16 protein-coding genes are annotated in these 23,270 nt (G+C 57.0%); 11 read left to right on the forward strand and 5 right to left on the reverse strand.

Annotated elements, in window-relative coordinates; translation table 11 throughout:
• The first annotated feature begins 33 nt into the window (after positions 1-33).
• The 4 genes from OHL20_RS08855 (at position 34) to OHL20_RS08870 (ending at position 8,612) form a co-directional block, all read left to right on the forward strand.
• Complete coding sequence (locus tag OHL20_RS08855; protein ID WP_263382830.1) at positions 34-1,488, forward strand: deoxyribodipyrimidine photo-lyase; 1,455 nt, start codon at positions 34-36, stop codon at positions 1,486-1,488.
• Between the two features lie 18 nt (positions 1,489-1,506).
• Positions 1,507-2,481 carry an SDR family oxidoreductase gene (locus OHL20_RS08860; protein ID WP_263382831.1) on the forward strand — a complete coding sequence of 325 codons (975 nt, stop codon included), beginning with the start codon at positions 1,507-1,509 and terminating at the stop codon, positions 2,479-2,481.
• 3 nt (positions 2,482-2,484) lie between these two features.
• Positions 2,485-3,864, forward strand: coding sequence for a nucleotide sugar dehydrogenase (locus OHL20_RS08865; RefSeq protein ID WP_263382832.1), 1,380 nt, complete (start codon positions 2,485-2,487; stop codon positions 3,862-3,864).
• 194 nt (positions 3,865-4,058) lie between these two features.
• Entirely contained in the window at positions 4,059-8,612 is a 4,554-nt protein-coding gene (locus OHL20_RS08870; protein WP_263382833.1) for a choice-of-anchor D domain-containing protein, read from the forward strand.
• Positions 8,613-8,614: 2 nt separating this feature from the next.
• Here OHL20_RS08870 and OHL20_RS08875 read toward each other — a convergent pair whose 3' ends face one another.
• The gene (locus tag OHL20_RS08875; protein WP_263382834.1) at positions 8,615-9,799 is read right to left on the reverse strand and encodes a BaiN/RdsA family NAD(P)/FAD-dependent oxidoreductase; all 1,185 of its coding nucleotides are present in this window, start codon (positions 9,797-9,799) and stop codon (positions 8,615-8,617) included.
• Between the two features lie 85 nt (positions 9,800-9,884).
• On the opposite strand from OHL20_RS08875, the gene OHL20_RS08880 reads away from it, so the two are divergent.
• Positions 9,885-11,144 carry a class I SAM-dependent rRNA methyltransferase gene (locus OHL20_RS08880; protein ID WP_263382835.1) on the forward strand — a complete coding sequence of 420 codons (1,260 nt, stop codon included), beginning with the start codon at positions 9,885-9,887 and terminating at the stop codon, positions 11,142-11,144.
• Positions 11,145-11,413: 269 nt separating this feature from the next.
• On the opposite strand, the gene OHL20_RS08885 is transcribed toward OHL20_RS08880, so the two are convergent.
• Both OHL20_RS08885 and OHL20_RS08890 read right to left on the reverse strand, forming a co-directional pair.
• Entirely contained in the window at positions 11,414-11,797 is a 384-nt protein-coding gene (locus tag OHL20_RS08885) for a hypothetical protein (protein ID WP_263382836.1), read from the reverse strand.
• A 287-nt stretch (positions 11,798-12,084) separates the two neighbouring features.
• The gene (locus OHL20_RS08890) at positions 12,085-12,765 is read right to left on the reverse strand and encodes a YoaK family protein (RefSeq protein WP_263382837.1); all 681 of its coding nucleotides are present in this window, start codon (positions 12,763-12,765) and stop codon (positions 12,085-12,087) included.
• A gap of 85 nt (positions 12,766-12,850) precedes the next feature.
• Here OHL20_RS08890 and clpB point away from each other — a divergent pair, with 85 nt between their 5' ends.
• The 5 genes from clpB to OHL20_RS08915 all read left to right on the forward strand — a co-directional run bounded on the left by clpB (position 12,851) and on the right by OHL20_RS08915 (position 19,807).
• Complete coding sequence (gene clpB, locus OHL20_RS08895; RefSeq protein WP_263382838.1) at positions 12,851-15,475, forward strand: ATP-dependent chaperone ClpB; 2,625 nt, start codon at positions 12,851-12,853, stop codon at positions 15,473-15,475.
• A 249-nt stretch (positions 15,476-15,724) separates the two neighbouring features.
• Positions 15,725-17,416, forward strand: coding sequence for an NAD(P)/FAD-dependent oxidoreductase (locus OHL20_RS08900; protein ID WP_263382839.1), 1,692 nt, complete (start codon positions 15,725-15,727; stop codon positions 17,414-17,416).
• A complete protein-coding gene (locus tag OHL20_RS08905; protein WP_263382840.1) occupies positions 17,417-17,800 on the forward strand; it encodes a hypothetical protein in 384 nt (127 codons plus the stop codon).
• A gap of 64 nt (positions 17,801-17,864) precedes the next feature.
• Positions 17,865-18,803, forward strand: coding sequence for a cytochrome b/b6 domain-containing protein (locus OHL20_RS08910; RefSeq protein ID WP_263382841.1), 939 nt, complete (start codon positions 17,865-17,867; stop codon positions 18,801-18,803).
• Positions 18,800-19,807 carry a molybdopterin-dependent oxidoreductase gene (locus OHL20_RS08915; RefSeq protein ID WP_263382842.1) on the forward strand — a complete coding sequence of 336 codons (1,008 nt, stop codon included), beginning with the start codon at positions 18,800-18,802 and terminating at the stop codon, positions 19,805-19,807. The genes OHL20_RS08910 and OHL20_RS08915 overlap by 4 nt, the downstream gene beginning before the upstream one ends.
• Positions 19,808-19,882: 75 nt before the next feature.
• On the opposite strand, the gene yidC is transcribed toward OHL20_RS08915, so the two are convergent.
• Both yidC and yidD read right to left on the reverse strand, forming a co-directional pair.
• Positions 19,883-21,691 carry a membrane protein insertase YidC gene (yidC, locus tag OHL20_RS08920; RefSeq protein ID WP_263382843.1) on the reverse strand — a complete coding sequence of 603 codons (1,809 nt, stop codon included), beginning with the start codon at positions 21,689-21,691 and terminating at the stop codon, positions 19,883-19,885.
• Positions 21,692-21,774: 83 nt separating this feature from the next.
• Positions 21,775-22,020, reverse strand: a complete 246-nt coding sequence (gene yidD / locus OHL20_RS08925) for a membrane protein insertion efficiency factor YidD (protein ID WP_263382844.1) — start codon at positions 22,018-22,020, stop codon at positions 21,775-21,777.
• 127 nt (positions 22,021-22,147) lie between these two features.
• Here yidD and OHL20_RS08930 point away from each other — a divergent pair, with 127 nt between their 5' ends.
• Positions 22,148-23,128 (forward strand): VTT domain-containing protein, encoded by a 981-nt coding sequence (locus tag OHL20_RS08930; RefSeq protein ID WP_263382845.1) that lies wholly within the window; start codon positions 22,148-22,150, stop codon positions 23,126-23,128.
• Positions 23,129-23,270 lie beyond the last annotated feature (142 nt).

Raw genomic sequence — 23,270 nt, forward strand, 5'->3', positions numbered from 1 at the left:
CACTTTGATTCTGACGTGCAGCATCGAAGAGGTATGAGCATTGCGTTGAGTGAGGAACTGCCGCACGGGATCAAGAGCCTGATGTCAAACCCTCGGGTCACCGTCCGACGAGAGGGCCGGTTGAGTCCGGAAGGTAAATGTGTCGTGTACTGGATGCAGCGTGCGCAGCGTGGGATCGATAATCATGGGGTCAACATCGCCGTGGAAGTCGCGAATGAACTTGAGCTTCCACTCGTCGTCTACTTTGCCGGCATCTCGAACTTTCCCCATGCGAACCTCCGACATTACGTGTTCCTCAATCAAGGGCTTCCGGATATAGAAGAGGATCTCGCCAAACGGAATATTACGTTCGTGATGCGTAAGGCCCCTGGGGAATCACACGAAAAACTGCTGGCTGATGTTGGCGCGGCTTTCCTGATCGGTGATGAGAACCCGATGCGTGAGCCGGAGCGGTGGCGTCAACAGCTCGCTTCAAAGATCAAGATTCCTTTCTGGACTGTAGATACGGATGTGATCGTACCGTCCAAGCTGATGGAGAAGGCACAGTATGGTGCGTATACGATCCGACCCCGCCTGTACCGCCTGCTGCCAGAGTTCCTTGTGCCCTATGAGAACCCGCATGCGAAGCATGCATGGAAGCGGCCTCACAGCTTCAGGTCAGACTCGGTCCATGAGGATATGACAAAGAACTGGAAAGACTTTGACCGTTCAGTCCCTCCGGTAGAAGCATGGAAGGGCGGAACTCGGGCCGGCTTGAATCATTTAAGGCATTTCACCGGAAAGCTATTGGCTGACTACGAAGTTCAACGGAATCACCCGGAAAAAGACGGAACCTCGTCGATGTCACCCTACCTGCATTATGGTCACGTTGGTCCGCAGACGATTGCTCTTGCGGTTGACGCAGCGGTAAAGAGTAATCCGACGCTTAAGTCGGCTCGTGACAGCTATTTCAATGAACTCATTGCATGGCGTGAGCTCGCCATCAATTTCGTCCGCTATCAGCCCAACTATGACTCAGCAGATTGTGCCGAGACCTGGGCGAAGAGGACGATCGCGGAGCACGAGCGAGATGAGCGGGATATCCTCTACACATTGGAGCAGCTCGAAGGTGCACAAACCTACGATGATCTTTGGAATGCAGCCCAAGTGCAGATGGTGCGACACGGATGGATGCACAACTATCTTCGTATGTACTGGGGCAAGAAAATCCTCGAGTGGACTCCCGATGCGGCAACTGCGATGAAGTACGCGATCTATCTAAATGACAAGTATTTTCTCGATGGGCGAGACCCTAATGGCTATGCTGGCATTGCGTGGGCAATTGTCGGTAAGTTTGATCGTGCGTGGAGCTCGCGTCCCGTGTTTGGGAAGATCCGTTATATGTCAGGTGCCTCTACGGGAAGAAAATTCAACTCCAAGGCTTACATCCAGAAGATGTACGCACTCCCAGGCGAGACAGCTGCCGTCGACCTTCAACTCAAAGCCTGACGCTGCTATCCTAACTTCTTGGCTCTTTATCTCATTACCGGCGCTGCTGGCTTCATTGGATCGCACCTCGTACATACCCTCATCCAACGTGGCGATGATGTTCGAGCTTTAGATAATTTTTCGACAGGGCGCAGAGAGAATTTAGCAAATCTAGAAAAGCAGCTCGATCTTCGCGAGGTGGACCTGCGCGATTCTATAGGCGTGCTCAATGCATGCGTAGGTGTGGATTTCATCCTGCATCAGGGTGCGCTACCAAGCGTGCCGCGCTCGGTTTCGGAGCCACGGCCAAGCCATGAGACCAATATCGATGGTACTTTCAACCTCTTAGAAGGAGCGCGCGCTGCTGGAGTCAAGCGGATCGTTTATGCGGCATCGTCGTCTGCATACGGAAACCAGCCTGGGTTTCCGCGCGTCGAAAGTATGAAGCCGCAGCCCATTGCCCCGTACCCAGTGCAGAAGTTAGCGGGCGAGTTGTATATGCAGTCGTACTGGCAGGTTTACGGACTTGAGACTGTCTGCCTTCGTTACTTCAATATCTTTGGTCCACGGCAGGTTGCCGATTCACCCTATTCCGGTGTGATGGCGCGTTTCATCCTGCAAATGATGCGGGGTGAGCAGCCTGTAATCAACGGGGACGGTGAGCAGGGCCGGGACTTCACCTATGTTGAAAATGCGGTTCAGGCAAATCTTAGAGCTTGTGCTGCATCGGCGGAGAAGGTGGCAGGTCGGGTCTTTAACGTCGCCTGTGGTGAGCGGCACACCTTGAATGAAACATACGAGATACTGGCGAGACTCCTTGGCTACCCTCACCCACCGCAATACGGGCCCGATCGAGCAGGCGACGTTCGCGATTCGCTGGCGGACATCTCTGCGGCCCATAAGGCAATGAACTACGTCCCGCACATCGGCTTTGAAGAAGGTCTCAGACGCACCGTTGAATGGTACCAAGCAGAGTTTTCGGCGTCTTTCCATAAGCAGGACGGAGCGACATAAACGATGAGCACCTCTCAGACCGAGACCTTACGCCTCCAGGCGTGGATAGAACGTGTTCAGGATCGAAGTGTCCGAGTAGGAATAGTTGGTCTCGGCTACGTGGGTCTTCCACTTACGCTGCTCTTCAGTGACGAACGATTCCGGGTCACCGGATTCGACATTGATCCATCCAAGGTCGAGACGCTCAATAGCGGTCAAAGCTACATTCATCGCATTGAGCCTGACCATATCCGAGCGGCCCAGACCAGTGGTTTTCACGCTACAACGGATTTCGCAGAGATAGGCAACGTTGATGCTGTGCTCATCTGTGTCCCGACTCCGCTCCACGAGGATCACACGCCGGATATGAGCTACGTCGTCTCGACTGTGGAAGCTCTTGCGCCGTACCTTCGAGAAGGTCAGCTCGTCGTGCTGGAGAGTACGACTTATCCCGGCACCACGGAAGAGATTGTAGTTGAGACCATCAATCGACACGGTCAGCCACGTGGCGTCAGCGTGCTCCGTAAGTCCGTAAGCTCCGACGCGAGCGAACCTATGCTTTGCGGCGTCATGGTTGCGTTTTCACCAGAACGGGAAGACCCTGGCAACGTCACAACACCGCGCCGCGACATCCCTAAGGTGATTGGTGGCGTGGATTCACGGGCGGGCGCCGCGGCCTCCGCTCTCTACGGCTCGGTGTTCCATCGAACGGTGTTGATGTCGAGCCCAGCGGCTGCCGAAATGACGAAGTTGCTGGAAAACATATATCGATGCGTCAATATCGCGCTCATCAATGAGTTGAAGCAGCTGTGTATCCACATGGGACTCGATATCTGGGAGATCGTTGCCGCCGCCGCTACGAAACCTTTTGGCTTCCAGGCCTTCTATCCAGGGCCAGGTGTAGGTGGTCACTGCATTCCGGTCGACCCTTTTTATCTGAGTTGGAAGGCAAAGCAGTTTGGCTTCCCTACTCGCTTTATAGAACTCGCTGGTGAAGTCAACGAAGCCATGCCGGCCTATGTCGTCGAGTCGACCACGCGTGCGCTCAAGCGCAATGGCATCCTCCTGTCGGGAGCAAGAATCCTTGTGCTCGGTGTCGCCTATAAGCGCGATGTCGATGATCTCCGTGAGTCGCCTGCACTCAGTATCATCGAGCTGCTACAGCAGGGTGGCGCGGAGGTTAGCTACAACGATCCATTCTTCGCAACCGTGGGACAAGGGAGAAAGTATGACCTGCGGATGAAGTCTGCGCCCTTGGATGATCTTGCGTCCTTTCACGGCGTTGTCATTGTGACGGATCATTCCAGCTATGATTACGGACAAATCGTGGCGAACGCTCGGCTAGTGATAGATTCTAGAAACGCGACCAAGGGAATCGACTCGGCGAAGATCGTTCGCTGCTAGAAGCTTTGTGCACGTGGCCTGTAGAACCACAGTTGCTGTAGTTAGAGCTCTCTTATCCCTTTCTGGCACTTGAGGCCAGACTCCATGCGGTCCAGCGTTGACTCCTACGTTGTCAGCTTGCAGCATCGAGTTCAGATGCTCGCACTGCTGCGATTGCCATGCGCTTGATTCCCTATTCTCGAAGTATTCGTCGTTTGCAATTGGAGTACATTCCCACCGGCTGTCGAAGGCTGAGCACACTGGCGGGACTATGCTTCCTCGTTGCTCTAACGAGTGGAGCATCAGCGCAGCTCCTGAATCACGCCGAGATCCCCATTGCGGGTGCTCAAGCGATGCGCGCTCGACGTTTTTTTGAGGGCCGTGTTCAAGGTGCCGCGACATCAGGCGCCTCCCCCATCGCCTTCGCGCGACAGCAGCATGTTGCAATGCAGGCAGAGCGGGCTAACACCGTCGGTAACTCACTCAATGCAAGCTGGCAGGCAGTTGGTCCCAACCAGATTACGAGCGCTTCCTATGGTCAGGTAACGGGTCGTGTGACGGCGATCGCCATTGATCCAGCGGATCTCACCGGCAATACGGTGTATCTCGGCACGTCCGGTGGTGGCGTGTGGAAGTCAACGAATGCAGCAGGTGCGAGCAGTGCTGTGACGTTTGCGCCGCTCACGGATACAATCTCTGTTTTCAGCGCTAACGCTGGAACGCCGGTGATTCCTTCGTTGAGCATCGGTGCGATCAGCGTTCAGCCCGGTATCGCGGACGGCGTGATTCTTGCTGGAACCGGTGACCCTAACTCGGCTACAGACTCCTTCTACGGGAGTGGACTGCTTCGATCGGCGGACAGTGGGGTTTCGTGGACGTTGATCCAGAACGCCCACGACATTGTCAGTACGGCACCTGCGGATCACTACTTCACTGGCCTTGGGGTAGCGGGATTTGCGTGGAGTGGCACCTCCACTGGCCTCGTCGTTGCGGCACTCTCCGACTCCGTTGAGGGAGACCTTGTGAACGCCACCGGTGTAACGAACAGTGTGCGCGGGTTGTACTACTCGCTTGATGCCGGTGCGAGTTGGAAGATGTCGGTTGTCATGGATGGTGCCCAGACTGTCCAGGCGCCGCAGATCATCGGAGCGAATGCCGGTGGTAATGCAGCGACCGCCGTTGTCTGGAATCCTGTGCGTCACAGCTTTTACGCGGCAATTCGTTATCACGGCTACTACCAGTCCGCAGACGGCGTTACCTGGACACGGCTTCTTCAGCAACCCGCTAGCTCGCTTTCGCTTACTACTTGCCCGACGAACCCGGGAACGACCGGTAACCCGACCTGTCCCATCTTTCGCGGCGTTCTCGCGGTGCAGCCAGTGAGTGGAGATACCTTCGCTTTTACCGTAGATAGCAGCAATCAGGACCAGGGGTTGTGGCAGGACATCTGTGCCCTCTCGGGCTCTGCATGTAGCAACCCCATGACCTTTGGTCAGCGCTTGATCTCCTCACCGCTCGAGGTAGGAGGCGGAAGCACAGTCGTTCCCCAAGCCGCTTACACCATGGCTCTTGCTGCTATGCCTCTCGGAGTGGGAACCTCAAATCCGGACACTTCTCTCCTCGTGGGCACGGCGGACCTTTACCGATGCACTTTGGGCCAGGGCTGCACCTTGCGTAACACTACGAATGCCACGAACGGTTGCGCAGCCCCTGCGGGCGTTGCCGGTGCACAGCACGCTCTCGCCGTCATAACGGTTGCGGCGCAGCCTTGGGTCTATATCGGAAATGACGGGGGCCTGTGGCGATCTACAGATGGTGTGAACGAGCAGGCAGCACCGTGCTCGTTAGACGACGCCAACCATTTTCAAAACTTAAATGGAGGACTCGGATCGCTTGCTGAGGTTGTCAGCTTCGCGCAGTCGCCCGTAGACGCAGATACCTTGCTTGTAGGTGTTGGGGCAAACGGCAGTGCGGGAAGTTCGGCCGCGAGAACAAGTACCTCATGGAGCCAACTCGCCGCCGGTGAAGGAAGCACAGTTGCGATCGATCCAGTCAATCCACAGAACTGGTACATCACAACAGCCGCCGGTGTGAGCGTTCGTTACTGCGGCAGCGGTGGGGCATGCACTTCCGCCAGCTTTGCGGGAGCGCCAACCATCGGCTTGCCGCAGATTGAGAACGATGCCTCGCTTATCGATCCACCGTGGCTGCTTGATCCTGCGATGCCCTCAGACATCATGATCGGTACATGCCGGGTCTGGCGCGGACCAGCCGAAAACGGATCCGTCTGGAGTTCGGCCAACGCTATAAGCACCCTGCTGGGGGGTCCGCAGAACAGTGCGTGCAACAGCACGAACCCCGTACTCCGCTCCCTCGCTGCGGCTGGTCCTGCAAGTAGTGCAACAGCAGCGCAAGATGCCGGTTCGACCATTCTCTACGCGGGTATGTCCGGCACGCAGGACGGGGGCGGAAGTGCAGGCGGCCATCTCTTTTCAACCAAACTCGGCGGCACTGCAGGAAGCAGCACGACTTGGACCGATCTGACTGGCTCAAACGTCTCGAACGGAGGAGGTCACTTCAATCCTAATGGTTTTGGTGTCTCGTCGCTCGCCGCCGACCCGCATGATGCAACCGGCAAGACGATCTACGCGACCATCATGGGATTCGGCGTGGCGCATCTCTATCGCTCCGTCGATGCAGGGGCAACCTGGGCCAATATTAGTAGCAATCTGCCAAACGCTCCTGCCAACAGCGTGGTGGTCGACCCGAACGATGCCAACACTCTCTATATCGCACTCGACACGGGTGTTTATGTGACATCGAGCGTTACAACCTGCACCAGCGCGAACTGCTGGAGCGTCTATGGAGTTGGCCTGCCTAATGCACCTGTAATGCAGCTTGCTGCAGCCGCGGCGATGCCGACTGATGACGGGCGGCTGGGTGAACTGCGCGTAGGAACCTATGGTCGCGGCATCTGGCAGATTCCGCTCCTCACGGCCGCGTCGGCACAAGCTGCAATGACCCTCAACCCCACTTCTCTCACCTTCGCTACACAGGCAGTGGGGACGGCCAGCACCGCCCAAACGATCGTTGTCACCAACACAGGAAACTCCCTACTCACGGTGTCGTCCGTTGCGCTCACGGGGGACTTCAATGAGACGGACACGTGCACCGCCGCATCCGTTGCGATCAATGCAAGCTGCTCCATCCAAATCACCTTCCTTCCTACTGTGACAGGCAATCGCTCTGGCACATTGACCGTCTTCGGCAATGTGGCTGGAGGTCAGGCAACGGCTCCTCTTAGTGGTTCAGCAACTCCACCCGCATCAATCGTGCTGAATCCAATCGCATTGACTTTCCCAGCTACGCCAGTTGCCACAACGGCTATGGCGGAGAATATTACCGTCTCGAACCTGGGAGGAACGTCAGCTACGCTCAGTGTGCCGACCATCACCGGCGACTTCAAGATCTCCGTCAATACCTGTAGCACAACATTGGCCCCAGGCAGTGGTTGTACCGTGGCAGTTACCTTTACTCCTACAGCTTCTGGTACACGAGCGGGAGTATTGACACTCACTGACTCAGCAGGCGCCCAGACCGTATCCCTGCAAGGATCGGGAACATCACCCGCGACTGATGCTCTCACGCCCGCAAGCCTTACCTTCGGCTCGCAGCAATTGAATTCGGTAAGCCCGGCTCAGCAGGTGACGCTGACTAACTCGGGCGACGTGGCTCTCACGCTGATTGCCGCGACCATCACCAGCGGCGACTTCACCGCTGTCAATGCCTGTGGCAACTCTCTCAATGCTCACGCTACGTGTTCCATCGCCGTCTCGTATGTGCCGAGGAATGTCGGAAACGAGATAGGCACCATGACCGTCTCGGACCAGTATCGAAGCCAGACGGTTTCGCTATTCGGCTTCGGGGTAGCGCCACTCGGGGTTTCGCTGGCGCCAAGCTCCGGGCTCAGCTTTGCCCCCCTCGGCGTGGGGATCGTAAGTGCAGGGCAGATGGTCACCCTGACCAACAACGGCGGCCTTCCACTTTCCATCACCGGCTTTCAAGTGTCCGGCGATTTCGTCATCCTGCCCGGCAGCAATACCTGCGGCAGTTCCATTCCAGCCAACTCCGCATGCACCCTGCAGGTAGCTTTTGCGCCGGTAGCACCCGCTTCACGAGCTGGCAGTCTTACGGTAGCTACGAACGCAACAGCGCCTCCAGCACCGCTCGGCCTCGCAGGTGTAGGTGTGGACTTCACGCTTGTGCCTGGCAGCACTACATCGGCAATCACTAGCGGTCAATCTGCCGTGTACCCTCTGCTCCTTACCTCGGTGAGCGGCGTTCCTGGAGCAGCAGTGTTCACCTGTAGTGGCGCTCCGGTCCATGCGACCTGCCTGGTTGTACCGAGCTCCGTTGCACTCGGAACCGGAACTGTCCTGGTCACGGTCACGATTGCAACAGGCGTAGCAAACGCAGCACTCTCGTTGAGAGAACCGACGATGTGGTTTGTTCTGCTACTGCCGTGCCTTGGCATGTTGGGCGGGAGGCGTCGGCAGTTGCTACCCCTTCGCGGTTTGATAGCGGTCATCTTTATGGGTGGCCTGTTCCTTACAACAAGTTGTGGAACTTCGCGGATCATCCCACCGACCACTACAACTTCACCACCAGGTGGGTCGAATCCGAGTCCATCCGGGACATCGACCATCGTGGTATCTGCTGCGAGTGCTGGACTCGTACGAACAGTCGATCTCAGCCTGACGATTCAATAGGGTCAGACTGCTTGTCCAGCGCTCACACCCGACGCCCAGGCCCACTGGAAGTTATATCCGCCTAGCCAGCCAGTCACATCGACGACCTCTCCGATGAAGAACAGGCCGGGTACCTTGCGGCTTTGCATCGTCTTTGCATCGAGTTCAGCTGTATCGACTCCCCCCGCTGTCACCTCGGCCTTTTCATAGCCTTCTGTTCCTGCTGGAGTTAGTTGCCAGTCATGAATCTGCTCTTCCATCGCGGTGAGCGCTACATTCGTCCAGGCGGTAGGCGGATACTCTTCCAGCCAGCGATCGGCGAGGCGTCCTGGGAACGTAGTGTGCAGGAGTTGCCGAATGGCTCCGGGGTCGCGGCGAGCGTTGCGTTCGACCATTGGCGTGATCACCTTACGGTCCGGAGCCAGATCGAGCCGGAGCACCTCGCCCGGCTTCCAATACGAGGAGATCTGCAGCATCGCCGGTCCGCTTAGCCCGCGATGAGTGATCAACATCTTCTCGCGAAAGGTGGAGGCACGCTTACCAGTACCTGCCGTTGCCATCACCTCGATCGAAAGACCAGTAAGGTCGCACCATCGGTCCCGGTCCACATCGCTAAAGACCAGCGGCACCAGGCCTGGCCGGCACTCCACAATTCGCAGACCGAATTGCTTTGCAATGCCATATCCGAAGCCAGTCGCCCCCATCTTCGGGATCGACAGACCACCGGTTGCAATCACCAGGGATTCGGCTTGGTAAGTGCCCTTTGAGGTCTCAATCGTAAATTGCTCGGCCTTCGCGACAGACACAACAGAGGTGCCCATGAGCGCGACGACGCTGGCTGCCGTGCACTCTCGTTCCAGCATCGTGACCACGTCCTGCGCTGAACGGTCGCAAAAGAGTTGGCCAAGCGTCTTCTCGTGATAGCGAATGCCATGCTTTTCCACGAGCGCAATCATGTCCTCTGGCGTGAAGCGTGCAAGGGCAGACTTGGCGAAGTGGGGGTTCTCGGAGATGAAGTTTTCAGGAAGCGAATGCAGGTTGGTGAAGTTACAGCGACCGCCACCCGAGATCAGAATCTTCTTTCCGGCACGATCTGCATGATCGATAAGGGCGACGCGACGACCAAGTTTACCTGCTTCGATGGCGCACATGAGCCCGGCAGCCCCTGCTCCAAGGATCACAACGTCAAAGCTTTGAACAGGATCCATCCATCCATTCTACGAGGCCCAGCCGAACGTCTGTTGCGATGGCCAAGCTCAATGCCTGTGCGACCATAGAACGATGGTCAAGACAGTGACAGAACGCCCTTTACGCATCGGACAACCGCAGGCTCTCGGCCCGGCAGCCGTCATTCAGCGCCGTGCAGCAGATCGCCTGCGAGCGGGGCATCTTTGGGTCTACAAGTCCGATATCGATGAGCTAATTCCGGCTCTTGAAGAGAAGGCAGTTGAGGGTGGTTCGCTCCTGACGGTCTTGGACGCACGAGGATTTCCGCTGGGGACTGCTTTGTACAGCTCCTCTTCGCAGATCGCTCTCCGACTCATTTCGCCACAGCCGTCCCTGACGCGTGGGCAATACCTTCAACTTCTGCGCGAACGGCTGAACGCCGCGTTGACGCTACGGGAAGAGCTTGTCCCGCAGACTCTTGAGACGAATGCCTGCCGGCTCATCTTTTCAGAGGCCGACGGAATGCCCGGCATCGTGGCGGACAAGTACAACGACCTCGTTATCGTGCAACTGCTCACGCAGGGCACAGCGCAGGACGATGTCCGCACGCTTGTGACCGAGATACTCAAGGAGCGGCTCCAGCTCGAAACGGTGATCGAACGGCCCGATGCGCGCGTGCGGGAGTTGGAGCAACTAGCCGCTCCCCCGGCGGCGCCCCTCTATGCGAAGGGCGAAGCGAAGCTGGCGACGATCTTTACCATCAACGGTATCCAGTTCCATTTCGACGCGGGCACGGGACAAAAAACCGGGGCATTCCTCGATCAGCGGCTGAACTACGCTGCCGCAGCACGGTATGCCAAAGGTACAGCCCTCGACGTGTGCACCTACCAAGGCGGGTTCGCCCTGCACCTGGCGCAAAACTGCACTCGCGTTACTGGAGTGGATGCAAGCCGAGCAGCCCTTGAAGTGGCCGACCGAAATCGTGAACTGAATCCACCGCTCACGGGCAAACTCGACTGGATTCAGGCTGATGCCTTTGATCTTTTACGGGAGTTTGAGAGCAGCGGGAAACAGTACGATACCGTCGTGCTCGACCCACCCGCATTTGCCAAGTCGAAGCGCGCTGCTGAGGGAGCCATCCGCGGCTATAAAGAACTTAATCTCAGAGCGATGAAGATGTTGCGTCCAGGCGGAACACTCGTTACCTGCTCCTGCTCACACCATGTGTCATTGTATGAATTCTCTGAGGTCATCACCGCAGCCGCGTCTGATGCAGGACGCCGGGTTCAATTGCTTGAGACGCGTGGAGCAGCGCCCGATCATCCCACCGTTTTGACTTTGGCAGAGACAAGCTACCTCAAATGCCTGATCTGCCGAGTGGGCTAAGAGCAGACGTCCATTGCGGATCAGGATTTTGGTTTGCAGTCATGACAGAAGGCTTTGTGGCTAAGCCAGTTGGCGAAGCTTTCAAGATATCGCTGCTTGGCCGCCAAAAACTCTTTTTCAGACGTGTTTGGAGTGCCAGTCGACGGAAGTCTTCTCCCGTTGCTCGCGATCTTTTCCTTCTCAGCAGTCTCGTACTGATGGTAAAGCTCATAGCCAGTGGCGCAATGCATAGGTATATCTCCTGAGGGATGATGGGGTGGACGCTTCGCTTAGAGCGAAGGTGCAGCGCCGTCTGTCATCAGGTTGTGGATCGTTGCTACCAACTTACGCGGACCTTCTATCGCAGGAAAAATGGCTTCGGCTGAATCGACCTCAAAAGCAGCGCCGGCCGGTGTCAACGTCAGGCGCTTCGCGTTTGGCCACTTTAAGCCGGTCAGACTCAATGCTTGACGACGTACGATTGGCGTCAAAGAGTCGCACAGCACAAACATGTCGATCTGCTTCCATGGACCAATCTCGTCTAAGTCACTGAGATGCAGAATTGTGTTCACGTTGAAACCAGCTCGTTCGAGCACCCATGCCCTCGTCTGAACGAGACGTTGATCTTGACCAAAAAGAAGTACGGAACGCTTTGTTATGAGTTGTTTAGACATGCACCGACGCCCTGCAGTTGGACTCTATCACTCCGAATCCAGTAAATCTGTCATTCATCCGACACGATGCGGAGATTTTCGGAGGATTGAAACTTCTATCCAGTTCGTGTAGTGAGCTTCCGCTTTCTTTCCGCCGGTGTAGTCCGCCAGAGAAGCGTCGGGCTGGACTGAGATCCCTCGTAAAAAACATGAGCATGGAATAGTCATATTTTATGAAACTTTATTGTCAGGTTTTGATCAAATTATAAAGATAAGAAGCCTAGCGAAGCTCGATTTGAAGCAGGATGTCACTCAGATTTGATCTTCGTTTCGAAGGCTACGGTGAGCAGCACCACGATCAGGAGCGGTTCAGCAAACCAGAGTGTGTGGTCGGCAAACCGAGGTGCTCCCCACGCCCCGAGCATGGCGCCGAGCAGGAAGAAAATGCAGATGGTTCCAAGTTTGCGAGATTTGGCGAGGGTTTTAAGTCGATCATCTCGATCGGACTCGATGAAACCAGTTACGAAGCTCTCGGACATGTCTCGCAGGTTGCCGGTGACGAAGGTGGAGTTGTAGGTGAATCGACCGACCGTGCGAAAGGTCGAGACCTGAAACGCGGAGACGAACGAGATGGTTGCAGTGAAGAGTAGATCCGGAAATGAGCGCGGGAGAGAACCTGCCGCAAGGAGTACGGCTATCTCCAGGGTGAGTACGGAGATCGCCGCGTAGTTCGCTGGGAGAGTACGGAGAAGTCGCGACGCGGCCACTCCAGCAAGGAAAGCGACGAGCGGTGCCAGATGTCGAGTGACCTGCATCCAGTCACGCGAAAGAGCACTGATGCCAAGAAGAATGACATTGCCTGTCATCGCATTGGCAAAGACGTGGCCATGATCAAGGTAGACGACAGCATCAAGCAGGCCACCGGTCGCTGCGAGAAAAATGGCCGCAACAAGCGTGTCGGACTTAGGCGTAGGGTTGAGCTTTGGCACGGTAGGTCTAGCGCTAGTAGAGCATGCGCAACATGGGGCCAAGCAAGACAAGATCAGGATCGAAACAGAATTCAAGGAGTAGAAGATGGCAATCAAATGGGAAAAGCTGACAGTAAAAGCACAAGAAGCGCTACAGGGTGCCGGCTCGCACGCGGCGGAGAACGGTAACCCGGAGGTCTTACCGCTTCACCTGCTTGCGGCGCTGCTCGAAGACCGCGAGGGCGTGGTCATCCCAGTACTGGAGAAGATTGGTGTTCCGGTAGAGCAGTTGCTTAGCGGAGTGAACGCGGCAATTGCCAAGCTGCCGAAGGTGCAGGGTGGCGGACAGCCGGGCATGTCGGCCGTGTTGCAAAAGGTCGTGGAGCGAGGATTTAAAGAGGCGGAGAACTTCAAGGACGATTATTGTTCGACCGAGCATCTGCTTCTAGCCCTGGCCGAAGCAAAAGGCGATGCCGTGCAGACAGCACTGGCCGCGCTTGGCGGAACGCATGAGGCAATTCTGCGCGCTCTGAGCGCCGTTCGCGGATCACAGCGTGTGACCGATCCGAATCCCGAGGGCAAGTTTCAGGCATTGGAGAAGTATGCGAAGGACCTGACAGAGCTGGCACGACGCGGCAAGCTCGATCCAGTTATCGGTCGCGATGAAGAGATCCGCCGCGTGGTGCAGGTGTTGTCGCGACGGACGAAGAACAATCCAGTTCTGATCGGTGAGCCGGGTGTCGGCAAGACAGCGATCGTCGAAGGGCTTGCCCGCAGAATCTTTCTGGGCGATGTGCCGGAGATCCTCCGGAACAGGCGCGTCTGCTCACTCGACCTTGGCGCGATGATCGCCGGAGCGAAATTTCGCGGTGAGTTCGAGGAGCGGTTGAAAGCAGTTCTGAAGGAGATTGAGGAGTCGCACGGTGAGGTCATCCTTTTCATTGACGAGCTGCATACGCTCGTTGGTGCGGGTGCGGCCGAGGGCACCATGGACGCCAGCAACATGCTGAAGCCGGCGCTTGCTCGCGGCGAACTACGAGCCATCGGGGCCACGACGCTCAATGAGTACAAGAAATACATCGAGAAGGATGCCGCTCTCGAGCGGCGCTTTCAGATCGTCTACGTCGGCGAGCCGAACGTCGAGGATACGGTCGCGATCCTGCGTGGCTTGAAGGAGCGATACGAGTCGCATCACAAGATCCGCATCAAGGATTCAGCAATAGTCGCGGCAGCCACGCTCTCACATCGCTACATCTCCGATCGTTTTCTGCCGGATAAGGCGATCGATCTCGTGGATGAGGCTGCAGCGGCGCTGGCTATACAGATCGGATCAGTCCCGGTGGAGATCGATGACCTGGAGCGCCGCGCTACGTCGCTGGAGATCGAGCGGCAGGCGCTCAAGCGTGAGACGGATCCTGCGTCCCGTGAACGTATGGAGATCGTTGAGCGTGAGCTTGCCGGCGTCAAGGAGACGGCTGCCGGCCTACGTGCTCGCTGGCAGACGGAGCGTGGAGCGATTGGCCGCGTTGCTGAACTGAAGGAGCGGCTGGAGACCTTGCGCTTTCAGGCGGATGACGAGACCCGTAAGGGCAATCTACAGCGGGCTGCAGAGTTGCAGTACGGGGAGATTCCGAAGCTCGAAGCCGAGCTAAAGACCCTCACCGACCTGCAAGACTCTGGCTCCGGCGACTCACAGCGCATGCTCAAGGAAGAAGTCGACGAGGAGGACATTGCCCGCGTCGTCTCAAAATGGACCGGCATTCCTGTCTCGAAGATGCTTGAAGGCGATATGCAGAAGCTGGTCCAGATGGAGGACCGTCTGCGCGATCGCGTCGTTGGACAGGACGAAGCACTTGAGGCTGTCGCGAATGCGATTCGTCGCTCCCGTGCGGGCTTGTCTGATCCGAAGCGGCCGATCGGCAGCTTTATCTTCCTTGGCCCGACCGGCGTAGGTAAGACAGAGACTGCGCGTGCGCTGGCTGAGTTTCTGTTCGACGATGAGGCTGCCATGGTGCGCATCGATATGAGCGAATACATGGAAAAACACGCTGTCGCTCGCCTGATCGGTGCACCTCCGGGATACGTTGGATACGACGAGGGCGGTCAACTGACGGAGGCAGTACGTCGGCGCCCTTACGCAGTTATCCTCTTCGACGAGATCGAGAAGGCGCATCAGGATGTCTTCAACGTCCTGCTCCAGGTGCTTGATGATGGTCGCCTCACAGACTCCAAGGGTCGCACGGTGGACTTCAAGAATACGGTCCTCATCATGACCTCGAACATTGGAGCGAACATTCTGTCGACCGCCTGGGCTGATGGCGAGGAGGGCTTCAAGGATGCGACCGGCCGCGTGATGATCGCTTTACGTGAGCACTTCCGGCCGGAGTTCCTGAACCGCGTGGACGATATCGTAGTCTTCCATCCGCTGGGCGAAGAGCAGTTGGAGCACATCATCGATCTGCGACTGGCCGACCTCACCAAGCTGCTGGCTGACCGGAAGATCACGCTCGAGATGACTCCTGAGGCTCGGAAGGCCATCTTCAAGGCCGGGTACGATCGCGCCTATGGCGCACGGCCGCTGAAGCGAGCGATCCAGCGGATGGTCCAGGACAAGCTGGCCGTCAAGATCCTCGATGGCAGCGTGCTCCACGGCGACAGCGTGCTGGTAACCGCCGCAACGGATGGCAGTCTGGACTTTGCGGTCATGAATCGTGAACCCGTTGCCGTCTAGATGATGCTCGGCAACATCGACCTGACCGTCAGCGGAACAATGCTGACGGTTTTTCGCTTGCTTCTACGCAGGTGGCGGCTCCAAGTTGGCACCCTGCAGGGTATCTCGACGACGCGAGGAGCGGCCGCCAGAAAGCAACGGACTGAGTCTTTGGACCGGTTATTTCGTCTAAGGTCCTAGGGCGGACCCGTATACTCGGGGATTGGATGGACACCAACGCGTGCTCTATCGATATAGATACGAGGCGAGTTGAGCAAGAAAGCAATCATCATTGGAGCCGGTCCTGCAGGACTGACCGCAGCGCTCGAACTTTTACGGCGCAGCGACGTTCAGCCCATCATCCTTGAAGCAAGCGAGGAGATCGGCGGCATCTCGCGAACGATCCGCTACAAGGGAAATCGGATGGACATCGGCGGCCACCGCTTCTTCTCGAAGAGTGACCGGGTCATGCAATGGTGGATCGACCTGATGCCGCCGGTTGATGACAGCGAGACGATCGCTGAGATCAGCTACCAGGGAAAACGTCGCATTGTGACGGTTCCGGCACGTCTTGAGGAAGAACCGGTTCTGCGCGGCATGGGCCCGCTCCTGGCAATCGAAACGGACACGGAAGAGACCGACGGAGCCGATGAGCCACACCCCGGTGAGCACGGGCACACCGAGACGGTCGTCGCGGCAGAGCCTGCCAATCCCGACCTGGTGATGCTGATTCGCCCGCGGAAGAGCCGTATCTACTACCTGCGCAAGTTCTTCGCCTACCCCATTACGTTGACGGCCGAGACACTTGGCAATCTTGGAGTAGCACGGACGTTTCGAGTCGGCACCAGCTATCTCAAGTCGCGGATTAGCCAGATTGCCCCGGAAAAGAGTCTTGAAGACTTCCTCATCAATCGCTTTGGACGCCAGCTCTACCTCACCTTTTTCAAGAGCTACACCGAAAAGGTTTGGGGAACGCCATGTGACCAGATCTCGGCAGAATGGGGAGCACAGCGAATCAAGGGCCTCAGCCTGACAACGGCGGTCAAGCACTTCGTCAAAAAGACGTTCGCGAAGAAGCGCAAGCAGGATCTCTCACAAAAAGGCACGGACACTAGCCTGATTGAGCGGTTTATGTACCCCAAGTTCGGCCCTGGCCAACTTTGGGAGCATGTCGCCGAGGAGATTGTCAGACTTGGTGGTGAGATTCACATGGGGCTCAAGGTCGATGCGATCCGTTGCGAGGGCAAGCAGGTTGTTTCACTCGACGCCGTCAATGATCTCGACCAGCGCCAGACCTTCGCCGGGGATTACTTCTTCTCTACGATGCCGATGAAGGACCTCATCCGGGCCATCGATGCGCCCGTCCCGCTTCCCGTACGTGAGGTGGCGGAAGGCCTGCAGTATCGGGACTTCATCACTGTAGGCATCCTCGCAAACCGGTTGAGCGTGACGGAACCGGATGGCGGTCTGTTGAAAGATACGTGGATCTACATTCAGGAGCCCGATGTGCTGCTCGGACGCCTGCAGGTCTTTAATAATTGGAGCCCCTACATGGTGGCTGACCCAACCAAGGTGTGGCTCGGGCTCGAGTATTTCTGCTACGAGAGTGATCCGCTGTGGACGATGCCGGATAAGGAGTTGAAGGCCTTTGCCGCCGCCGAGCTTCAGAAGATCGGCATCCTCAAGGTCTCCGAGGTGCTCGACGGACACGTTGTGCGCGTGCCCAAGACCTACCCTGCCTATTTCGGCACCTACGACCGCTTCGACGAACTGCGAGCCTTTACCGATAGTTTCGAAAACCTTTTTCTCGTAGGTCGAAATGGGATGCACAAGTACAACAATCAGGATCACAGTATGCTGACTGCGATGACCGCCGTCGACGGAATCATCGCTGGTCACGTCGATAAGGATGCCCTGTGGGGCATCAATACAGAGCAGGAATACCACGAGGAGAAGAAATAGATGAAGAAGCTACTTCTGCTGCTCACGCTCATACTGGTCGTCTTCATCGCTCTGAATCGCCAGCGCATCTACCTGCGTGATCCACTCGCTACCGTCTACCGCAACGATGTCAAGCAGGAGGGTGCCTGGGTGTTCATCAATTATTCGAACGACGTATTGGTGCAATCCGGCGATATCACCGCAGTGAAGCAATATCTTGTTCAAGGCTGGAACAGCACCCCAGGTACGCCGACAGAGTTGAAATGCCTGCTTGCGGTAGCATGCCTTGCCCAGGAGGATCATGCGCCGATGATTTCCCTCTCGGGAGCGACCAAGGCCGTTATGACCAATCGGCAGGTCTCCTTCACCGATGCTGGAACAGCTGTCCGGATCACTCTGCGTTAATCCACAAAAAAAGATTGCCTAAGCTGTAACCAAAGCGCAGGATTTGACTCAAAGGTGCGTGACGATGCCAGACGAGCCGCGCGAAAGACCCGACACGCCAGATCCTGAAGAAGCTATGGCCGCTCCAGAGACAGCGTCCGTTCCTTTGCCTTCTTTAGAACCTATCGCACAACCGACGGAAAAACCTGCCCTCGTAGAGGAGCCAGCTCCGGAACTGATCGGGCCGATAGCCGAGGAGCCAGAGCCTGAAGAGATCGAACCGCCCGTAGCGAAGGCATCTGAGCCAACGATCCGCCTTGAGCGAAAACATCCGCTGGCGATTCGCTGGATGCACTGGATCAACTTTCCTATTCTCTTCACGATGATCTGGAGCGGTCTGCTCATCTACTGGACTGACTCTGATCCGATCCACGGCAACGCACATCAGATCTACCGCGTCGGCATCGGCTCGTTTACTCTCTTTCGCTTCTTTCCGGACTGGTTCTGGACCTCGATCAACGCGCAATACCGCGTGACGACCGGCCTCGCCTATCACTTCTTCTTCATGTGGCTCTTCGCGATCAACGGCGTGCTCTACGTCTCGTTTCTTGCCATCTCGAAGGAGTGGAAGTTCATGGTGCCCGATCGCAAGTCGATCGTTGAGGCGATCCAGGTGACGCTGGTCGACCTTCACATTCGCAAAGGCCTGCCGCTTCAGAAGAAGTACAACGGCGCGCAGAAGATCGCTTACACCTCCGTCATCCTGATGGGCGCAGGGAGTCTTGTCACCGGGATCTCGATCTACAAGCCGGCACAACTTCACCTGCTTACCACGCTGCTGGGTGGCTACCAGATGGCCCGGTGGGAGCACTTCCTGCTGACCCTCGGCTTCTCGTCCTTTTTCGTTGTCCACGTTGGACAGGTAATTCTCGCGGGTTGGAACAACTTTCGATCCATGGTCACTGGGTATGAGATAAAGCGCGTCGAGGAGCCTTCACTCGAGGCGGAACGGAGGTCGTGGTGAGCAATCCTACAGAGGAGCAGATGGAGCTCGATCAACAGGTCAAGCGAGCTTCCGGGAAGCGGACGCGGCGCAGCTTTCTTGCTGCCGCACTCGCGGCTACGGGCGGGTACGAACTCTATCGCTGGATCGATCAGAGCAACGGCGATCAGCGGATTCCGAAACCGTTGCGGAAGGCTATCAACTTCGACACAGATGTTGCGAAAGCGGTTTTTGACGATCGAGGTTTATCCCCAACCTATCCCAGGTCGCAGGCGATACCACTTCGCACCAACGGCGACTTCGGCTTGAAAACGTTAATCGAGCCAGAAAATTACCGGCTTCAGGTCGCGGGCGTCGCCAATCCCAAGAAGTACGCGCAATATATGAACGACGTAACGGCATGGGACTACAAGTTCGCCGAGCCCAAGCCGGGTGGACCGGGCGTGGGCGCAAGCAACAAGGAAGCACCCAAGGCGCCTATGCCCAAGGCCTTTGAGGATGCACTTGCCGCGATGAAGAAGGCGCAGGGTGGCAAGCGGCCCCGAGGTCAGGAGGAATCCGGCGAAAGCGATACAGGCCTTGATCCCGGAACGCCCGGCCTCCTGCTCACGATGGACGACGTGCTCAAGCTACCGCGCCACGAGTTAATTACCGAGTTCAAGTGCATCGAAGGCTGGAGCCAGATTACGCAATGGGCCGGGCTGCGCCTCAAGGATTTCATCGAAGCCTACCCACCAGAGCGCAATGAGAAGGGTGAGCTGCCAAAGTACGTCTATATGGAAACCCCTGACGGGGACTATTACTGCGGCTTCGACCTGCGCGTCTGCCAGCATCCGCAGAGTCTGCTCGCGACCGAGATGATGGGACAGCCGCTGTCCCACTATCAGGGCGCTCCGCTACGGCTGCACATGCCGATCAAATACGGGTACAAACAGATCAAGCGGATTGGCCTGATCGCTTACACCGACGATAAGCCGGACGATTACTGGACAAAGCTGGGCTACGACTGGTATGCCGGCCTCTAGCATTTTTGAGAGCTCATAAATCACAATGCCCTTCGGTTATCCGAAGGGCATTGTGATTTATGAACGGAATGTCTCTTAGCGACGAGCTTGGATGACCTTGCCGCCGCCCGTATTGCCGCTCTTGCGACGAGCGCGTTTTGCGGCAATCTCGCGCATCTCGCGGCCAAGTGAGGTTCGGTTCATGACGGCCTGGGTAGCTATGCCGATCAGATTGCCGACCGCCCAATAGAGGGCGAGGCCAGAGGCGTAGTTCCAGGTGATGTAGCCGGAGAAGACTGGCATCATGAACGCCATCATCTTCTGCTGCTGCGGGTCGACGCCGGGAGAGGGTGTGTAGAACTGCACCAGGAACTGGCTGAGCACCATGACGATAGGGAGGATATGATACGGGTCGGCTGACGAAAGATCGGGCAGCCAGAGCCAGTGCGCCTGGCGAAGCTCAACGACTTTGGGCAGCATGTAGAGGAAGGCGAACAGCAGCGGCATTTGGATGAGCGTCGGGATGCAGCCGCCGAACATATTGACGCCGTTATCCTTCTGAAGCTGCATGATCTCGGCGTTCATCTCATTACGCTTCGGATCGGTGACCTTGAGGCTTTTGTACCGGGCCTTAATCGCGTCCATCTGGGGCTGTATGCGCTGCATCTTCAGGCCGGAGTGCATGGTCTTAATGCGGAGCGGCAGCAGGAGAGCGTTGATCAGAACGGTGAGGATGACAATTGACCAGCCCCAGTTCGAGGAGACGTGCGACTGAATGAACTGGAGGGCAACGAAAAGAATCTTACCGATGGCTCCGAAGAAGCCGAAGTCCAGCAGCGGCTCGAGAGTCGCGGTTGAACCAGTGGGGTGGATCGCTTTAAGAACGTTGGACGCCTTGGGTCCGGCATAGATGCGGGTCTGGGTATGGCCGCTGACGTCGCCAAAGGCTGTGCCGAGGATCGGCATGACCATCGCGCCTTTAGCGGGTACTCCCTGGCCGAGACCGTTATTGCGCTTCGCCTTGGCGACGTCAATATCATTGTGAAGATTGACGAGGGTCGCGGTGTCGGGCTGGTCGGGAAGGAAGATCGCTGCGAAGTAGAGATCGCTGACACCGGCCCAATCGAACGGACCATTATGGGTGGCTCCTCCGGAGACACCCTTGACGGCATGATGTTCTACCTTGCCGTTGGTGCTGAGATCGACCTGAGCGCTCTGGTAGGAGCGGGCGTCTTCTTCGTCGCCGAAGCCGCCGGGCCAGCTAATGAGGGCGCGGATGGGAGCGCCATTGCGGGTGACCTGTACGTCCGCGTGGACCAGATAGGTCTCATCGAAGGAGAAGGTCTTCGTGACCTCGAGGCCGTTCGCGGCGTACTTGAAGGTCAGTGAGCCAGGAACCTGTAGATTGCCGGTGGCCGAGGGGACGTACAGAGCCTGTGTGAGTGCAGTGGTCGTCGCCGGATCGTAGGTGTAGAGCGAGAGCGGGTAGCCGAACTTCTGGGCTGCCTGGTCGTGGACGAGGTCCAGCGGCTTGCCGTAATTATCCTTGTATTTTTTGAGCTGCCAGGATTGGACCTGTGCTCCGCGATTGGTGAAGCGGATGCTGTAGAGCTCGTTTTCGATGGTGGTGGTAGCCTCAGCGGTGGCGACTACCGCCGCAGACGTGGAGACAGCGCCGGATGAGACGGCCTGGCTCATCGCAGGGGTAGAGGACTCGGTCTGACCGACGCTCGAGGGGGCGGCCTGGCTGGACAAGACGGACTGATTTGGCGAAGCGGTTTGGGGGTTGTGCTTCGACCGGTAGAACTGAAGGCCGAAGAAGACCGCGACCATGACGAGCGCCATTACGAGGAGCGACTTATTGTCTTGCCCGCCGGATTGCGTGGGATTTTTGAACTCTGCCAAGAGACTTCCTATTCTTTGTGGAGCTTGAGACTGCAGCCGCGCGGACGCAGGCGCATCTCCTATGATAAATGGTCTGTGGAAATTCAGGGGTAGGGTACGGGGTCCAAACCACCTTTCGCAAACGGGTGGCAGCGGCCAATCCGACGAATCGCCAGCCAACTGCCCTTCAGCGGCCCAAATCGGGCCAAGGCAACGTAGGCGTATTCCGAGCAGGTTGGGAGGTACTTGCACTGCGCTGGTCCGAAGGCATGCAGTATCGGCGAAAGAACGGACTTGTAGAAGCCGAACATAAGGCGAGCGGTGCGGGTCGGTTCTGGCGGTGATTCCATGATGGACTGGCCTGTATTGATTCTGTCATGACCCCACAATGTACAGTGTGCTCAAAATGAAGCTACAAGTACCATGCCAGCCACTTAGGAGGCTGCATCTAAATAACTAATTACCCCGGGGAAATCGATGGACCTGATCGGCATAATCACCCAGCATGGATATGCCGTCACGGCTACCGTTCTGTTTCTCGCGGCAGTCGGTGTTCCGGTGCCCATGTCGATTACGCTGCTGGCGGCGGGCGCAGCGGCCCACGGGAATCTTCACCTCGGTATTGTGCTGCTGGTTGCTACGCTGGCTGCCCTCCTGGGAGATACGTTTCTTTACTTTGGCGGCCGATATACGGGTTGGTGGCTGCTGGCGTGGATGTGCCGAGTCTCAGTCAATCCCGAAGGCTGCATCTTCACTTCGGCTGGGTACTTCTACCGGCGTGGACCGAAGACGCTTCTCTTTGCGAAGTTCGTACCCGGACTTGGAGCCATGGCTGCTCCACTGGCTGGTAGCTTGAACATGCGGTTCATGCGATTTTTTCGGCTGGACGCTTCGGGGACTGTCCTTTACTGTTCGGCGTGGCTTGCAATAGGGTATGTCTTCAGCCACTTCATTCGCGAGATTGCGGCCTGGACTGCTAGGGCTGGCCATATGCTGCTCGCTGCTGTGCTGGTTCTAGTGCTTGGCTATGCCGGGGCGCTGATCGTCTTCACCATGCGCGCACGACGTTATAAAACGATCGAGAAGATCACGGCTGAAGGATTGTATGAGCGGCTACAGGCGCTGACGCCGGACCGGCTAGTCATCATCGCCGACGTGCGAAGTCATGGCTACTATGATCCGGGAATGCAGCGCATCAAGAACTCTATCCGGGTAGAGCCAAATCGTTTGAAGGAAGAGTTGATTGCGCTGCGAGAGTTCATGGCTCCGGAGTGCGAGGTCTATCTCTACTGCAGTTGTATACGGGACACTACCAGCGTTCGTGTCGCGCACATGCTGCAACAGGAGAACTGCCACGCCCAGGTGATCGATGGTGGGATCAAGGCGTGGATTAAAGCTGGCGGTGACCTGGAGCTCGTACCTGAGTCCGATATCCATCACTTACCGCGTTTCGAATAGGCAGTATGGGTGAGTGTAGTGTTCTTTCGATTGCTAAGTACCCGAAAGAGGTTACCTAAGATAGCTTGACCGTGACAGCTGCTTTCATTCTTATTGTGACGGAAGTAGCTCCAATACTTACTTATACTGAACCGCCGGTACT

Origin of the sequence: Granulicella arctica, assembly GCF_025685605.1 — a bacterium.
Taxonomy (GTDB): Bacteria; Acidobacteriota; Terriglobia; order Terriglobales; family Acidobacteriaceae; genus Edaphobacter; species Edaphobacter arcticus.

What these genes read in the sequence shown, in the direction of transcription:
- OHL20_RS08855 (WP_263382830.1), top strand. Translation starts at nt 34, where the DNA reads ATGAGCATTGCGTTGAGTGAGGAACTGCCGCACGGGATCAAGAGCCTG.
- OHL20_RS08865 (WP_263382832.1), top strand. Translation starts at nt 2,485, where the DNA reads ATGAGCACCTCTCAGACCGAGACCTTACGCCTCCAGGCGTGGATAGAA.
- OHL20_RS08875 (WP_263382834.1), bottom strand. Translation starts at nt 9,799, where the DNA reads ATGGATCCTGTTCAAAGCTTTGACGTTGTGATCCTTGGAGCAGGGGCT.
- OHL20_RS08885 (WP_263382836.1), bottom strand. Translation starts at nt 11,797, where the DNA reads ATGTCTAAACAACTCATAACAAAGCGTTCCGTACTTCTTTTTGGTCAA.
- clpB (WP_263382838.1), top strand. Translation starts at nt 12,851, where the DNA reads ATGGCAATCAAATGGGAAAAGCTGACAGTAAAAGCACAAGAAGCGCTA.
- OHL20_RS08905 (WP_263382840.1), top strand. Translation starts at nt 17,417, where the DNA reads ATGAAGAAGCTACTTCTGCTGCTCACGCTCATACTGGTCGTCTTCATC.
- OHL20_RS08910 (WP_263382841.1), top strand. Translation starts at nt 17,865, where the DNA reads ATGCCAGACGAGCCGCGCGAAAGACCCGACACGCCAGATCCTGAAGAA.
- yidD (WP_263382844.1), bottom strand. Translation starts at nt 22,020, where the DNA reads ATGGAATCACCGCCAGAACCGACCCGCACCGCTCGCCTTATGTTCGGC.
- OHL20_RS08930 (WP_263382845.1), top strand. Translation starts at nt 22,148, where the DNA reads ATGGACCTGATCGGCATAATCACCCAGCATGGATATGCCGTCACGGCT.